The organism is Paraburkholderia sp., assembly GCF_035656215.1.
Taxonomy (GTDB): domain Bacteria; phylum Pseudomonadota; class Gammaproteobacteria; order Burkholderiales; family Burkholderiaceae; genus Paraburkholderia.
Genome location: NZ_DASRSY010000379.1, coordinates 1 through 14,541, shown reverse-complemented (window position 1 = coordinate 14,541; position 14,541 = coordinate 1). Strand labels below are relative to the sequence as shown.

The following is a 14,541-nucleotide window of genomic DNA, read 5'->3' as shown; positions in this document are numbered from 1 at the left end:
AGAATCTCTTGAAGAAGCAACTTTTGCTCGCCGCAGGCGCGCTGGCCGCAGCCATGTCGTTCAACGCAATGGCCGCCGATACGTATCAACTCGACCCGACGCACACCTACCCGAGCTTCGAAACCGATCACTTCGGCGGACTCTCGATCTGGCGCGGCAAGTTCAAGAAGAGCAGCGGCACCGTGGTACTGGATCGCGCGGCGAAGACCGGCACGGTGGACGTGACGATCGATATGAGCTCGGTGGATATCGGTAACGACAAGCTCGACGCAGAACTGGTCACGGACAAGTTCTTCGATGCAGCCAAGTACCCGACCGCGACCTACAAGGGCACGCAGATCCGCTTTGACGGCGACAAGCCGGTGGAAGTGATCGGCACGCTGACCATGCATGGCGTGACGAAGCCGGTCAACCTGAAGATCGAATCGTTCAAGTGCATCATCAACCCGATGCTCAAGCGCGAAGTGTGCGGCACCGAATCGACCGCGACGTTCAATCGCGACGATTTCGGTGTCGACTTCGGCAAGACCTACGGCTTCAAGATGCAGACCACGCTTCATATTCAGGCCGAAGGCATCAAGCAGTAATAGCTGGCTCCTCTGCAACTTGCGTCAAGCAATTGCGGCAGGCGGTTGCGGCAGGCGGTTGCGGCAACCGGTGGAAATACCGCCACGTCGAGCGCTACAAAGTGTATCCGGTGGTGCAGATTGGTGTGAGCTATCGCTTCTGATCAGGCACACGTCCTGATTCGTCAGTCATGAGCCTTTAGCCCTTCGGGTTAAAGGCTTTTCTTATTACTGATGCGAAGCGGACTTCGTGTTCGAGGCGCAAACAGGCTCGCCGCGCAGACGACCTCTTGTTATAATCCTCTCACCAACTCGAACAAAACATAACGTCCCTCCACACTGCGCGACAGGACCTCCATGCTGAAACCCGACCGCCTCCGCGCCCTCGCCGATGCGCTGGCCAAGCAGAGCGTAATGCGACTGCGCGACGCCGCCAGCCTGCTGGACGTATCGGAGATGACTGTCCGGCGCGATATCGCAGGCAGTCCGGAGCGATTCACGTATCTTGGCGGCTACATCGTCAGTGCGACCGACGTACCCAACAACGCCGGCTATTCACTCGAAGAAGAGAAGGATCATTTCGCGCAGGCCAAGGCGGAAGCATCGGCGATTGCGGCGAAGCTCGTTGTCGACCATGAAACGATTTTCATTGATTGCGGCACGACACTCACCACGCTTGCGCGCCTGATTCCGCTCGAGCGTCACGTCACCGTGGTCTGCTATTCATTGAATGTTGCGGAGATTCTGCGCCGCAAGCCGAACGTGCGGATGATCCTGCTGGGCGGCGTCTACGTGCCTTCTTCAGATTCGTTTGCGGGCGAAGAAAGTCTGGAGATGTTGCGCCGTATGGGCATCAATAAAGCATTCATTTCCGCAGGCGGTGTGGATAGCGCGCGCGGAGTAACCTGCTGGAACTTTCACGAAGTCGCGCTCAAACAGGCAGCCATGGCAAATGCCGTCGAACGGCATCTGGTCGTGGACCAGAGCAAGTTCGGCGTGGTCAAGGCAGTGCGTTTCTCGCAAATCGACGACTTCGATTCCATCATCACTGAACAAGGCCAGGAGCACCGCAAGCGCAAATGATTGCGCATGCCGCACCACGCGGCGCCGTCAAGCAGCAGGCGCGGCCTGCGTTCAGCTTCAGCTTTTGCGCTGCAGTGCGAACAACGTCCCGGCGATCAGAATGAACGCGCCAATGATCACCTTCTGCCAGGTGCTCGGCACGCCAACCAGAATCAGCACACTGTTGATCAACGTGACCAGCACCACACCGAGCAACGTGCCGGCCACCGTACCTGTGCCGCCCGTAATGCGCGCGCCGCCCAGGATCACTGCAGCGATCACATCGAGTTCCGAGCCCACGAGATCGAACGGATTCGCGAGCCGGTTGTTCGATACATGCAGAATGCCTGCTATGCCGGCGAGCATGCCGGTATAGCCGAACACGAACAGATGGATCGCGCGCAGGTTGTAGCCAAGCCGCTCGGCGATCGCAAGGCTGCCACCCATCGCATAGACACCGCGCCCCATCATGGTCCGGTTCAACAACCACCACGTGACAATAGCGGCCGCCACCAGCGCCAGCACCGAAATGGGCAGCACCGCGCGCAGGCCTTCACTGGTGTGATAGAAAAACAGCGGTATCCGGCCGAAATGATCCATGCTGTGCGGAATGTTCATGAAGAACGTCGTGCCGATGAACGTCAACAGCAGGCCGCGATACAGATACTGCGTGCCGATCGTGACGATCAGCGAAGGCGCTTTCAAACGATGCACCAGCAGGCCGTTGATGAGACCGAGCACCACGCCGCCTAACGCGCCGGTGATCAGAATCAGCGCAAACGGCGCGTCCGGCCACCAGGCAAACACCGCCTTCGTGATGCCGTACATCGTCAGCGCGGCGATCGCCGTGAACGAGACGTCGATGCCGCCGGACGCCAGCACGACAAGCGTGCCGAGCGCAAAAAGCGACATCGTAGTGGCCGAATGCAGCAGATCGAATAGCGTCGCGAGCTGAAAGAAGCGCGGATTGATCGCGCCGACAATCAGGCACGTCGCCGCGATCAACGCGACAGTGAACCATTCGGGATTGCGCGCGAGCCTGGCCCGCAAGGTGGGCGGCTTGACCTCGGGTGCGACTTCGACAACGGTCGGGGTGGTCATGGTCTGGTTCATGCGCGATTGGATGCGCGAGTTCATGGGTGTCGACGTCCTTTATGCGGCTTCCGAAAGCAGTGCGTGATACAGGTCGGCTTCGCTCAACGTATCGGCCTGATATTCGTTCGCCACACGTCCTTTTTTCATCATCAGGATGCGGTCGCAGTTTTGCAGCAGCTCGGGCAGATCGTCGCTGATCAGAATGATGCCGATACCGCGTTGCGACAGGCGCTGCATGATGCGGTAGATGATGTCCTTCGATCCGACGTCGACACCGACCGTCGGTCCATGCAGAATCAGCACGCGCGGATCGATGGCGAGCCAGCGGCCGATCAGCACGCGCTGCTGATTGCCGCCCGAGAGCGACTGCACGGGTTTGTCGACGCCTGGCGTCGCGATCTGCAAATCTTGCACCGTCTGTTCCGCGAGCGCCTGCGCGCGCGTGCGATCGATCTGGCCGAAGCGGTCGCGCAAGCTGGAGATCATCGCGGTAATCACGTTATCGCGGATCGACTTGTCGAGAAATAGCCCTTCGTTCAGGCGGTCTTCCGGTACGTAGCCAATGCGATGATGTTTCGCGTCCGAGGGCGTACGCAATGAAATGGCCTTACCGTCGAGTATCACCTGTCCCGAGTGCGCCGCCGAAACGCCCGCGAGTGCGCGAGCAAGTTCGTTACGCCCGGAATCGAGCAGACCGGTGACGCCGAGAATTTCGCCGCCATGCAGCGAGAACGACACGTCGCTGAACTGGCCCGCACGCGTGAAACCATGCACGTCGAGCACGACATCCTGGCCAAACGCGCCTTCACGATAGCGCTCGTTCGACAGATGGCGCCCCGTCATCAGTTCGCTGATCTGCGCCTTGGTGAATTGCGCAATCGGTCCCTGCGCCATTTTCTGGCCGTCGCGCAGCACGATAACTTCGCCGCCGATGGCGTAGCACTCGTCGAGCTTGTGGCTCACGAATAGCACCGTCACGCCCTCCGCGCGCAGATTCGCGAGCACGGCGATCAGATTGTCAACTTCCTTTTGCGTGAGCGACGTGGTGGGCTCATCCATGATGACAAACTTGGCCTCACTGGCAATCGCGCGCGCAATGGCGACGAGCTGACGCGTGGCGAGCGGCAATTGCTCGATGAGGGTTGCCTGAAACTCGGCGTCGCCTGGCAAGCCGACCGATTCCAGTGCGCGCCCTGCCGTGCGCGCGAGCGCACGCCGATCGAAGGTACGCGCGAGCCGGCCTTCGTGCGTGGCCAGCTCGGCGGTGAGCGCGACGTTTTCCGCCACGTTCATGTTAGGCAGCAGCGAGAGATCCTGATAGACAGTTTCGATTCCCGCGGCCAGCGATTCCAGTGCGGAAAGCCGTGCATGACGAACGCCTTCGATCACGAGTTCGCCTTCGTCAGGCGGTTGCGCGCCCGAGATGATCTTGATTAACGTGCTCTTGCCGCAGCCGTTCTCGCCTAGCAGATGGTAGATCTGACCGCGCTCGAACGACAGGCTCACCCCACGCAATGCATGCACACCGGTGAAACGCTTGTGCACGCCGACAACCTGCAGAAACGGTTGCGGCGCTTCAGATCGCGGTAACTGTTGTGACGCTACGTCTTGATTCATGATGGCGAGTCGCAAGTTAAGGCGTGCCCGTGCGGGCACGCCGTGACACAACAAGCAAAAGACAAACCAGCGGACACCGACTCAATCAGAACGGATACTGCTTGTAGTTCGATTTGTCGACGTTCACCCAGCCCTGGCCGCGCACGATGATTCCTTTGCCCGGACCCTTCGCGACGGTGACTTTCGTGTAGCCCGGAATGCCGAGATCGGCCCCGTTCTCGACCGTCTTGCCATCGATCAGCATCTGCGCAATCTTGTTCATCGCGATGCCCGCAAGCTTCGGATCCCAGAACGCAATGCCGTTGATCGCGCCGCTCTCGAGGAACTTGCCTGCTTCAGTCGGCAGACCCGTGCCGTAGACGCAGATCTTGCCCTGCATACCGGCTTCTTCGACCGCACGTCCAATGCCGATCACGTCGAGCGAGGACGAGCCCTGGAAGCCCTTCAGGTCCGGATGCTTGCGCAGCACTTCCTTCGCGACTTCATAAGCGCGCTCGCCGTCGTTATTGGTTTCGAGTTTCGGTTCGACCAGGTTCATCTTCGGATACCTGGCCTTGGCGTTGCCGATACCACCGTCCGCCCACTGCACCTGCGAGCGGCTGCCGAGCGAACCAACCAGCACAGCCCACTTACCGTCGTCGTGCATGCACGAAGCGAGACGTTCGTTCAGGCCGGCGCCGTAGGCGGTGTTGTCGAACGCTTCGATGTCGACCATCGTGTTCTTCTCGTTGTCGGCCTCGTGCGTGACGACCTTGATGCCACGATCCATCGCCTTCTTCAGCGCGGGTTCGAGCGTCGGCGGATCGTAGGGCACCACGGCAATCGCCGTGACCTTCTTGGCGATCAGGTCTTCGATGATCTTCAGTTGCTGCGCCGCGTCCGCGCGGCCCGGACCGGTCTGATACGCGGTCACGCCGGGGTTGTCTTTCGCGAATTGCTTGACGCCATCGTCCATCCGGTTGAACCAGTTGATACCGGTCACCTTGACGACCGTGACGATCGTCTCGTTGGTTGCTGCGTGTGCCGCAGCGATCACGCCCACCGTAAGCGCGCCTGCTGCGAGCGCGGTGCCCAGTCGAGTCAGTTTCATGCAATGTCTCCTTTATCGTTCGATGTCGCCCCACTTTACCGTCACGGACAGCCAGGGCTTGTTGTCCGCCGCGTACTGAAACTTTGGTTGCGCTTCGCGTCTGATCGGCGCGTTAACCTTCCGGCGCCGTGCCGGAACTCGCCGCACTACTGCCACCGCCACCACCGCTGCCGCTCGAGCCAAAACCGAAAATCGCGCGCACCCGCTCGCCGCCCGCGAACGCAAGCGACAGCAACAACAGAAAACCCCACGCGCAATCGCCGAAAAACTGCGACACGCCCATCAGATTGAACAGGCTCGACAGAAACTGCAGCACCGTCGCCGCAAAAAACACGCAGATGATGCGCCCGTGACCGCCCGCAGGATTCACGCCGCCCATTACGGCGATCAGAATGGCGATCAGCAGATAAGAGTTTCCGTAGTCCCATTTCGCACTGGACGTATGCGTCGCGCTGATCAGACCCGCGAGTGACGCAAGCACGCCGCACATCGCATACGTTGATATCAGCATCCGCGCGCGCGGAATGCCAGCATAGAACGCCGCTTTGGGATTGGTGCCCATCAGATAGAGACGCAAGCCGAACGGGCTACGCCTGAGCAGCCAGCCCAACACGATGACTGCCGCGACAAAGATGCAGAACGCGATCGGCACCTGAAACACGGTACCGTTACCGATATTCGACAACGGATCGACATAGTCGACATGCACCGAAGCGCCGTTGCTGAGCACCACAGCAAAGCCCGTGAACAACAGTTGCGTGCCGAGCGTGCAAAGAATCGGCGTGAGTCTAAGCCGCGCGATGACCACGCCGTTCAGCAGCCCGCCGAGCAGCCCCATCACCACCACGATGACGCAGAAGAGCGACGTGTAGAGCGCCGGTGAGTCGTCACCGTTGACGAAGTGCGGCACGACCAGCGCAGCGACCATACCGGACAGGTTCGCGAGCCCAACACCCGACAGATCGATCCCGCCGTTGCCCGACACCATCGACAACATGATGCCAAGCGCGAGCAGGCCGAGTTCGGGCAACTGTCCGCCCATCGACTGCAGGTTGTCGATATCGACGAATTGCCCGTGCGAGAGCCACGTCGCGGCCAGCACGACGAGTACGTTGACGATCAGCAGAAAATTCAGTTGCCGGTCGCCGAACATTTTTCCAGCGGTGAACGAGGACTTCATGGTGAGCAAAATCTCCTTCAGCCTTCGCGAATGGTCAGGACAACAGTCAGGATGCCTGGGATATTCCGGCCGGCTGGTTCAACACGCGATTCACTTCGTCGAGCGTCGGCATGGAAGGCGCCGTGCCCGGACGCGTGACGGAAATGCCCGCGAGCGCGCAGCCGAAACGCAGCGCCGTCATGGCGTCGTCGCCGCGTGCGAGAGCGGCCGCGAAGCCGCCCGTGAACCCGTCGCCGGCACCGGCGGTCTCCACCACGCGGCCGCAGTGATAGGCCGGCACGAGCACGGATTGAGTGGCCGAGTGCAGCAACGCACCGCCTTCCCCCAGCGTGACGACGACCGCGCCGACACCTTTGGCGAGCAGCACATCGGCGGCACGGCGCGCGTCGTCGGCATTCGCGATCGGCACGCCGGTGAGCGCGGCCGCTTCAGTTTCGTTGGGCGTAATGTAGTCGCACAACGGGAAGATATCGTCGTCGAGCGGCAACGCGGGCGCCGGGTTGAACACCGTGATGACACCGTGCCGGCGCGCGACCTCAAGGCCGCGGCGCGCGGCAGCGAGCGGCTGCTCGAGCTGCGTGACAAACACGCGCGCGGCGGCGATGTCGGCTTCGATTGCGTCGACGTCGGCTGCATTCATCGTGCCGGCCGCGCCGGAGGCGACGATGATCGCGTTCCCGCCCGTGGTGTCGTCGACGAAGATATGCGCCGCGCCCGTGGACACGCCCTCGATCACCGAGGCCCGCGCCGTGATGCCTTCCCTGGCCCACGTTGCGCGCGCGATCTCACCGAACGCGTCGTTGCCGATGCGGGTGCAGAACACCACCTCGGCGCCGGCGCGAGCCGCCGCCACCGCCTGATTCGAGCCCTTGCCGCCCGGCCCCATCGCGAACGCCGAGCCGGCGATCGTCTCGCCGATCAGCGGCATACGCGCGGCGCGAAACGTCAGGTCCGTGACGTAGATGCCGAGAATGACGACACGCCCGTTTCGTTGTAAAGACGTGCTCATCCGCGTTCTCCTTGACGTTCCCTTTGCTGTGCGTTCATCAGGAAACCGCCGCGCGGGGGATGCACCGCGCGCAGCACGACGACATTCAACAGCAGATCCAGATACTTCAGCACGTTGTCTCCTTCATTTTCTGGTTGGCGTGCATGTCGTTCCGACACCCGGTTAGTCTGTCGGTCAGTCTCCGTACGGTATCCAGATGTTCTTCACCTGCACGGCCTGCCGCAGAAACGGCCGGCCTTCGCTCGACCGGTCGAACCAGTCGAACTGGCGGCCGTGATCGACGAAGGTGCGTTTCAGATTACCGATCGACTCGCGCTCGACCAGCGTCGAATCCGCCGTATTGCCGAAACACCAGACAGCGTCGACGTCGTCGTGTTTGGCAAGCGCGGGCAGCAGCGCGCCACGCTCACCTGTGACGATGTTCAGCACCCCGCCCGGTACATCCGACGTCTCGGCCACCTGGTAAAAATCGGTCACCGTGAGCGGACACGCCGCGCTCGGCAACACCACCACCCGATTGCCCATGGCCAGCGCGGGCGCCACCAGCGACACGAAGCCGAGTAACGGCGCTTCGTCCGGACAGGCAATGCCGATCACGCCAAGCGGCTCGTGCATCGCCAGCGCGACGCCGCGTAGCGGCGGCGTATGCACGGCGCCGTCGAACTTGTCGGCCCACGCGGCGTAAGTGAAGAGACGCGTTACCGCAGCCTCGACTTCCGCGCGCGCCGCCGCTTCCGTCGCACCGTTTCTCGTCACAAGTTGCCGCGCGAACTCGTCTGCACGAACGGCCAGATTCTCCGCGAGATAGAACAGCACCTGGGAGCGGTTATGGGTACTCGTCTGCGACCATTTCTGCGCCGCGCGCGCCGCCTCGACCGCGTTGCGAATGTCCTTGCGGTTCCCCTCGCCCACTTCACCGACCAGCGTCCCATCCGGCGCATGTACGGGCAATGAATAGCCGCTGTCTGGACGCACCTGCTTGCCGCCGATAAAGAGCTTCGCCGTGCGATCGATCAGCGTGACATTCGACAACGGATCGCGCTCGCCAGCGTCCGCTGTCTGTTCAGCGCGTACTCCCTGACGGACAGCAAGATTGCGCCACGCTCGCGGTTTCAGATATTCGTAGATGCCCTCACGACCGCCTTCGCGACCATAGCCTGACTCGCGGTACCCGCCGAACCCAACCGCCGCATCGAATAGATTGGTCGCGTTGATCCACACGACGCCGCATGCAAGCCGCGGCGCGATATCCAGCGCGCGACCGATGGTCTCGCTCCACACGCTCGCAGCGAGCCCGTAGCGCGAATTGTTGGCGAGCGCAATCGCTTCATCCGGTGTACGAAAGCTCATCGTGATCAGCACCGGTCCGAAGATTTCTTCCTGCGCCAGAATGGAAGCCGGCGCCACACCGGTGACGAGCGTGGGCGGATAGAAACAGCCGCCGGCGGGCATCGTCGTATCGGGTGACTGCCACACCGCGCAGCCTTCGCGTCGTCCGGTTTCCACCAGCGACTGAATGCGTTCGAGCTGCACCGGATCGACGATCGCGCCGATATCGATACTCTTATCGAGCGACGTGCCGACGCGCAGCGTCTCCATGCGGCGCTTCAGCTTCGCGATGAAGCGCGCTTCGATCCCTTCCTGCACGAGCAGGCGCGAGCCCGCACAGCAGACCTGCCCCTGGTTGAACCAGATCGCGTCGACGACACCTTCGACCGCGCCGTCGAGATCCGCGTCATCGAACACGATGAAGGGCGACTTGCCGCCGAGTTCGAGCGTCAGCGATTTGCCCGAGCCGGCCGTAGCCGCGCGAATCAGGCGGCCGACTTCAGTCGAACCCGTGAAAGCAATCTTGTCCACCTGTGGATGCTCGACGAGCGCGGCGCCGGTCCGGCCATCGCCCGTCACTACATTCAGGACACCGGCCGGCAAACCCGCTCGATGGGCGAGTTCGGCAAACAGCAACGCGGTAAGCGGCGTGTATTCGGCCGGCTTCAACACGATGCAGTTACCCATCGCAATCGCCGGTGCGATCTTCCACGCGAGCATCAGCAGCGGAAAATTCCACGGCACGATCTGCCCGACGACGCCAAGCGGCGCGTAATCGGCGAATTCGCTCTCCTGCAACTGCGCCCAACCCGCGTGATGCAGGAAGTGCCGCGCGACGAGCGGCACGTCGATATCGCGCGTTTCGCGGATCGGCTTGCCGTTGTCGAGCGCTTCGAGCACGGCAAAGAGGCGGCTATGACGCTGGACCATGCGTGCGAGCGCATACAGATGCCGCGCCCGGGCGGCGCCGCCGAGCGCGAGCCAGCCCGGCTGCGCGGCGCGCGCGGCGGCCACCGCCGCGTCGACGTCGGCCGCATCGCCCTGGGCGATCCCAGCGAGCCGCTCGCCCGTGGCAGGCGCGTGCGAGTCGAAGCGCTCATCGGCGACCGGCGCATGCCATGCACCGCCGATGAAATGCCCGAAGCCCGACTCATGCTGCGCGAGCCACGCGCGCGCGGGTTGACCGTCCTCGGGTGCGGGACCGTACTCCATCGATGAAAAATACTCAGCTACGCTCATGGGATCGGTCTTCTGTTCAGGCTACAGGGTGACGGTTGAAAGCGGAGTAACGACCGCTCACGTGATGTTCGAGCTGGCGTTCGATATCGGCCAGCAGGCTCGATGCGCCGATACGGAACAGCGCCGGTTCGAGCCACGGGCGGCCGAGCTCCTCCTTCATGAGGATCTGATAGGACAGGACGGACTTCGCGCTCGACACGCCGCCCGCCGGCTTGAAACCGATCGGCACGCCAGTGCGCTCCTGGTACTCGCGAATCATGCGCACCATCACCAGCGAGACGTCCAGCGTGGCGTTGACGCCTTCCTTGCCGGTCGACGTCTTGATGAAGTCGGCGCCGGCCATCATGCAGACCATCGAGGCGCGCGCCACGTTGGAGAGCGTGCGGATGTCGCCGGTCGCCAGAATCGTCTTCAGGTGCGCCGGGCCGCAGGCCGCGCGGAAGTCGCGTACTTCGTCGTAGAGCGCCTGCCAGTTACCGGTCAGCACATATTCACGCGTCACGACAATGTCGATTTCCTGCGCACCGTCCGCAACCGAGGCCTCGATCTCCTTCAGCTTCAGCGGATGCGGAATCAGTCCGGCGGGAAATCCTGTCGATACCGCGGCGACTGGAATGCCGCTGCCCTGCAGCGCATCCACCGCCGCCGCGACGAAGCGGTGATAAACGCAGACCGCGCCCGTCGTGATGCCGCGCGGCGCGATGCCGAGCGCCTCGAGCAGATCGGCCCGCACGGGTTGGCGCGCCTTCGCGCAAAGGCGGCGCACGCGGCCTTCGGTGTCGTCGCCGTTGAGCGTGGTGAGGTCGATGCAGGTGACGGCCTTCAGCAGCCAGGCCGCCTGCGCATCTTTCTTGACAGTACGGCGCGTGGCAAGCGTCGCCGTACGCCGCTCGACCGCGGATTGGTTGACGCGCAAACCGTCCAGCCAGGACGCGTCGAATGGCATGCCCGGATTGCGAACCGGATGGACGAGCGGGCCGCCGCGCAACGCGACGACCGAAGAAGACAGCACAGGGGCTTCAGGCATAAGACATCCGGAAATTTGATGCGGCGCACAACAGCCGCCGAACAAGTTAGTCGCACTTATGCTACAACGATTGATAGAATCTTAACAAGTATTGCGATGCAATCATTACATAAATGGGCACTTAAGCCCCGATACGGGCTGCTATGTTATTGACGCACCATATTCATGATGCGAAGATCACAAGACGGTTTCGACCGCCTGCGCTATACAAAGAGAAGAATTTCGTCGTATCGACGAAGGAGACATGTCAGATGAGTGAGCCGGTTGCGGTCGCGCCATCGCCTCAGGTTCCATTGATCCGTGTTGCGGGCGTCACCAAGCGATTTGGTGGCGTGCAGGCGCTGCGCGGCGTTAGCCTTGACGTGTTGCCCGGCGAAGTCCACGCCTTGCTCGGCGAAAACGGCGCGGGCAAATCCACGTTGATCAAGATTCTCAGCGGCGTTCATACCTACGACGACGGCGTCATCGAGATCGCCGGCCAGAAAGTGGCGTTCGACTCGCCGGCGCGCTCGCGTGAGGCGGGTATCGCCGTGGTCTACCAGGATCTGAGCCTGGTCGAATCGCTGTCGGTCGGGGCGAATCTGATGCTGGGGCGCGAGCCCCGCACGCGCCTCGGTTTCGTGAAGAACCGGCAACTGATGGCCACCGTTAGCGAATTCCTCCGCTCGCACGGCATCCCGCTCGACCCGCGTACGCCGGTTGGCGCGTTGCCGTTCGCTTACCGGCAAATGACCGAAATCTGCAAGGCGCTGATGGGCGACGTGCGCGTGCTGATCCTCGACGAACCCACTTCAGCGCTGACGGGCGGCGAAGAGCAGATCCTGTTCGATGCGATTCGCGCGGTCACAAATCGCGGCGTCGGCGTGATCTATGTCACGCATCGCTTGAATGAGGTGTTCCGGATTTCGCAGCGTGTCACCGTGTTTCGCGACGGGGCCAATGCCGGTGTGTTCCAGACAGCGCAGACCGATATGAAGCAACTGGTCGCGGCGATCGTCGGCCCTGACCATGCCGCGTTGCAGGCGAGAGAGAGGACGGCTGCAGGCGTGGCGAGTAACGAATCTGCTATCGGGCAGCCAACATTGGCCACGTCGAACGTCGCTGCTGCACCCATTCTCGCGCTGTCAAACGTTAGCAATGACAGGCTTCACCACGTCGACCTCACGATTCGCCCCGGCGAGATTCACGGGCTTGCGGGATTGATCGGCAGCGGGCGCACGGAAATTCTGCAAACCATCTTCGGCATTCGCAGAATCGAGGCGGGCACCATCGAGATCGGCGGTCAATCGCGCTCGCGTATCACGCCTTCCGAAGCCATCCAGCTCGGCGTAGCGCTGGTGCCGGAGGATCGTCATCTTGAAGGGCTTGTTCTCGATCATTCGATCGAGCGCAACCTGACCTTGCCGCGCTTGCCGCAATTTTCCCGATGGGGATGGCTGCGCAGCCAGGCGGCCGTCCAGCAGGCGAAGCGCTCGATGAAAGAGCTGGCCGTCAAGGCCCCCGGCTCGTCGACCGCGGTCAAGTTTTTATCCGGCGGCAACCAGCAGAAAGTGGTCTTTGCGAAGTGGAACCATCCGCGCCCCACGCTTCTTTTACTCGACGAACCGACTGTCGGTGTCGACGTCGGCGCGCGCGAGGAGATCTACGGCGTGGTCCATGATGCCGCGCGAGCGGGCACCGCCGTGCTCGTCGTGTCCTCGGACCTCGATGAATTGTTGCGCCTGTGCAGCCGGATTTCGATCGTCGCGGACGGCTCGATCGTCAAGACCGTCGAGCGCGCCGAACTCGCTAACGCCGAAGCGCTTCATCACCTGATCCAACTGTCCCGCACTTCCATCGAGTCCCCCGCGGGGACTTCCTTCGAGCCCGTAATATGAACGACTCTGTCTCGCCGCTGACGGCCGAACGGCAGGCATCGCCACTGCAGAAAAGCCGTATGCGGCGCATCGCGCAACTCCTGCTGCAAGGCGACCGCCCCTATGCGCTCTACGGCGCGTTCGCGATCCTGCTGGTGGTGTTCAGCTTCGCGTCGCCCTGGTTTCTGTCCATCGATAACTTCCTGAATATCGGCCGACAGACCGCACTGGTCTCGATCGTCGCGATCGGCATGACCTTCGTAATCATTGCGCGGCAGATCGATCTGTCGGTGGGCTCGACGTTGGCGCTCTCGGGCATGTCCGCGGCGCTCGCCATGGCGCATGTCGGCGACAACTGGATCATCGGCGCGATTGCCGGCATCGGCACCGGTGCAATCGTCGGCGCGATCAACGGGGTCGTGACCACGCGGCTGAACATTCCCTCGTTCCTGGTCACGCTCGGCACCTTGAGCGCGGCACGCGGACTCGCCCTGATGGTGACGACAACCCGGCCCGAGATCATCACCAACGACTCGTTCATCGCGATCTTCGGCGAGGGCAACATTGCCGGTGTGCCGGTGCCGATCATCTGGACGGTGCTGACCGTGATCGCCGGCATCCTGCTGCTGCATTACAGCGTGTTCGGCCGGCAGATTTACGCCGCCGGTGGCAATCCGATTGCGGCGCTCTACTCCGGCATCAACACACGACGCGTGACCACCATCGCCTTCATTCTCACCGGCGCGCTGGCCGGACTCGCCGCGCTCGTGCTCGCCGCGCGCTCGCATGCGGCGCGGCCCGATGTCGTGCAAGGGCTCGAGCTCGACGTGATTGCTTCCGTGACGCTCGGCGGTTGCAGTCTGTTTGGTGGCCGCGGCTTCGTACTCGGCACGCTGCTCGGCAGTCTCATCATCGGCACGCTCAATAACGGGCTGGTCTTGCTGGGCGTCAGTTCATCGCTGCAACTGGTGATCAAGGGCGCGATCATCGTCGCGGCTGTGGCCTTCACCAGGAAATGAGCAGGAAGTAACCAGGGAAATGAGGAAAGCACGTCGATCACTCGAGATGTCACGTGCCCGCGTTGTTCGTGAATGGCAGGAGACGTAACACAAACATGAATACCAACGGAGAAGAATCATGAAACATCGTCGTGGCTCAGGAAGCGTTCTACCCAGCGTCATCGCGGCGGCAGCCGCCGTCGTGGCGCTGGCTTCGTCGGGCGCTTACGCGCAATGCGTGACCAGCCTGCCGGCCGGTTCGATCGGACCGAAGACGATTGTCGGGCAAGGGCCGAACGGCGAAAAGGCGGCCTCAGTGGATGCCGTGAAGCTAAGCGACGCCGACATCGCCAAAATCAAAGCCGGCAAATTCAAGGTCGGCATTTCGATGCAGACCATGAATCTCGACTGGTCGCAATTGCAGGTGCAAGGCATCACGGATACGCTCAAAAAATACGGCGTGGAAGTGATCG

The 14,541-nt window shown here is 62.2% G+C and carries 11 protein-coding genes and 1 pseudogene; 5 read left to right on the top strand and 7 right to left on the bottom strand.

Annotated features, from left to right (window positions below; all coding sequences use genetic code 11):
- Positions 1-8: 8 nt before the first annotated feature.
- A complete protein-coding gene (locus VFE81_RS22065; RefSeq protein ID WP_325046625.1) occupies positions 9-587 on the top strand; it encodes a YceI family protein in 579 nt (192 codons plus the stop codon).
- Positions 588-923: 336 nt separating this feature from the next.
- Positions 924-1,649, top strand: coding sequence for a DeoR/GlpR family DNA-binding transcription regulator (locus VFE81_RS22060; RefSeq protein WP_325046624.1), 726 nt, complete (start codon positions 924-926; stop codon positions 1,647-1,649).
- A gap of 57 nt (positions 1,650-1,706) precedes the next feature.
- Here VFE81_RS22060 and VFE81_RS22055 read toward each other — a convergent pair whose 3' ends face one another.
- The 7 genes from VFE81_RS22055 to deoC form a co-directional block, all read right to left on the bottom strand.
- Entirely contained in the window at positions 1,707-2,765 is a 1,059-nt protein-coding gene (locus VFE81_RS22055; protein WP_325046623.1) for an ABC transporter permease, read from the bottom strand.
- A gap of 15 nt (positions 2,766-2,780) precedes the next feature.
- Positions 2,781-4,340, bottom strand: coding sequence for a sugar ABC transporter ATP-binding protein (locus VFE81_RS22050; protein ID WP_325046622.1), 1,560 nt, complete (start codon positions 4,338-4,340; stop codon positions 2,781-2,783).
- An 85-nt stretch (positions 4,341-4,425) separates the two neighbouring features.
- Positions 4,426-5,430, bottom strand: coding sequence for an autoinducer 2 ABC transporter substrate-binding protein (locus VFE81_RS22045; protein ID WP_325046621.1), 1,005 nt, complete (start codon positions 5,428-5,430; stop codon positions 4,426-4,428).
- A gap of 112 nt (positions 5,431-5,542) precedes the next feature.
- Positions 5,543-6,610, bottom strand: a complete 1,068-nt coding sequence (locus tag VFE81_RS22040; protein ID WP_325046620.1) for an ABC transporter permease — start codon at positions 6,608-6,610, stop codon at positions 5,543-5,545.
- 46 nt (positions 6,611-6,656) lie between these two features.
- Complete coding sequence (rbsK, locus tag VFE81_RS22035; protein ID WP_325046619.1) at positions 6,657-7,619, bottom strand: ribokinase; 963 nt, start codon at positions 7,617-7,619, stop codon at positions 6,657-6,659.
- A 174-nt stretch (positions 7,620-7,793) separates the two neighbouring features.
- Positions 7,794-10,187 (bottom strand): aldehyde dehydrogenase family protein, encoded by a 2,394-nt coding sequence (locus tag VFE81_RS22030; protein WP_325046618.1) that lies wholly within the window; start codon positions 10,185-10,187, stop codon positions 7,794-7,796.
- Positions 10,188-10,203: 16 nt separating this feature from the next.
- Entirely contained in the window at positions 10,204-11,214 is a 1,011-nt protein-coding gene (gene deoC / locus VFE81_RS22025) for a deoxyribose-phosphate aldolase (protein WP_325046617.1), read from the bottom strand.
- A gap of 251 nt (positions 11,215-11,465) precedes the next feature.
- Here deoC and VFE81_RS22020 point away from each other — a divergent pair, with 251 nt between their 5' ends.
- The 3 genes and pseudogenes from VFE81_RS22020 to VFE81_RS22010 all read left to right on the top strand — a co-directional run.
- Positions 11,466-13,091: a sugar ABC transporter ATP-binding protein gene (locus VFE81_RS22020; RefSeq protein WP_325046616.1), complete on the top strand. Its 1,626-nt coding sequence runs from the start codon at positions 11,466-11,468 to the stop codon at positions 13,089-13,091.
- Entirely contained in the window at positions 13,088-14,089 is a 1,002-nt protein-coding gene (locus VFE81_RS22015) for an ABC transporter permease (protein ID WP_325046615.1), read from the top strand. Before VFE81_RS22020 ends, VFE81_RS22015 begins: the two co-directional genes overlap by 4 nt.
- Positions 14,090-14,207: 118 nt before the next feature.
- Positions 14,208-14,541: pseudogene (locus VFE81_RS22010) on the top strand (sugar ABC transporter substrate-binding protein); the annotation flags it as partial.

What these genes read in the sequence shown, in the direction of transcription:
- VFE81_RS22060 (WP_325046624.1), top strand. Translation starts at nt 924, where the DNA reads ATGCTGAAACCCGACCGCCTCCGCGCCCTCGCCGATGCGCTGGCCAAG.
- VFE81_RS22055 (WP_325046623.1), bottom strand. Translation starts at nt 2,765, where the DNA reads ATGAACTCGCGCATCCAATCGCGCATGAACCAGACCATGACCACCCCG.
- VFE81_RS22050 (WP_325046622.1), bottom strand. Translation starts at nt 4,340, where the DNA reads ATGAATCAAGACGTAGCGTCACAACAGTTACCGCGATCTGAAGCGCCG.
- VFE81_RS22045 (WP_325046621.1), bottom strand. Translation starts at nt 5,430, where the DNA reads ATGAAACTGACTCGACTGGGCACCGCGCTCGCAGCAGGCGCGCTTACG.
- VFE81_RS22040 (WP_325046620.1), bottom strand. Translation starts at nt 6,610, where the DNA reads ATGAAGTCCTCGTTCACCGCTGGAAAAATGTTCGGCGACCGGCAACTG.
- rbsK (WP_325046619.1), bottom strand. Translation starts at nt 7,619, where the DNA reads ATGAGCACGTCTTTACAACGAAACGGGCGTGTCGTCATTCTCGGCATC.
- VFE81_RS22030 (WP_325046618.1), bottom strand. Translation starts at nt 10,187, where the DNA reads ATGAGCGTAGCTGAGTATTTTTCATCGATGGAGTACGGTCCCGCACCC.
- deoC (WP_325046617.1), bottom strand. Translation starts at nt 11,214, where the DNA reads ATGCCTGAAGCCCCTGTGCTGTCTTCTTCGGTCGTCGCGTTGCGCGGC.
- VFE81_RS22020 (WP_325046616.1), top strand. Translation starts at nt 11,466, where the DNA reads ATGAGTGAGCCGGTTGCGGTCGCGCCATCGCCTCAGGTTCCATTGATC.
- VFE81_RS22015 (WP_325046615.1), top strand. Translation starts at nt 13,088, where the DNA reads ATGAACGACTCTGTCTCGCCGCTGACGGCCGAACGGCAGGCATCGCCA.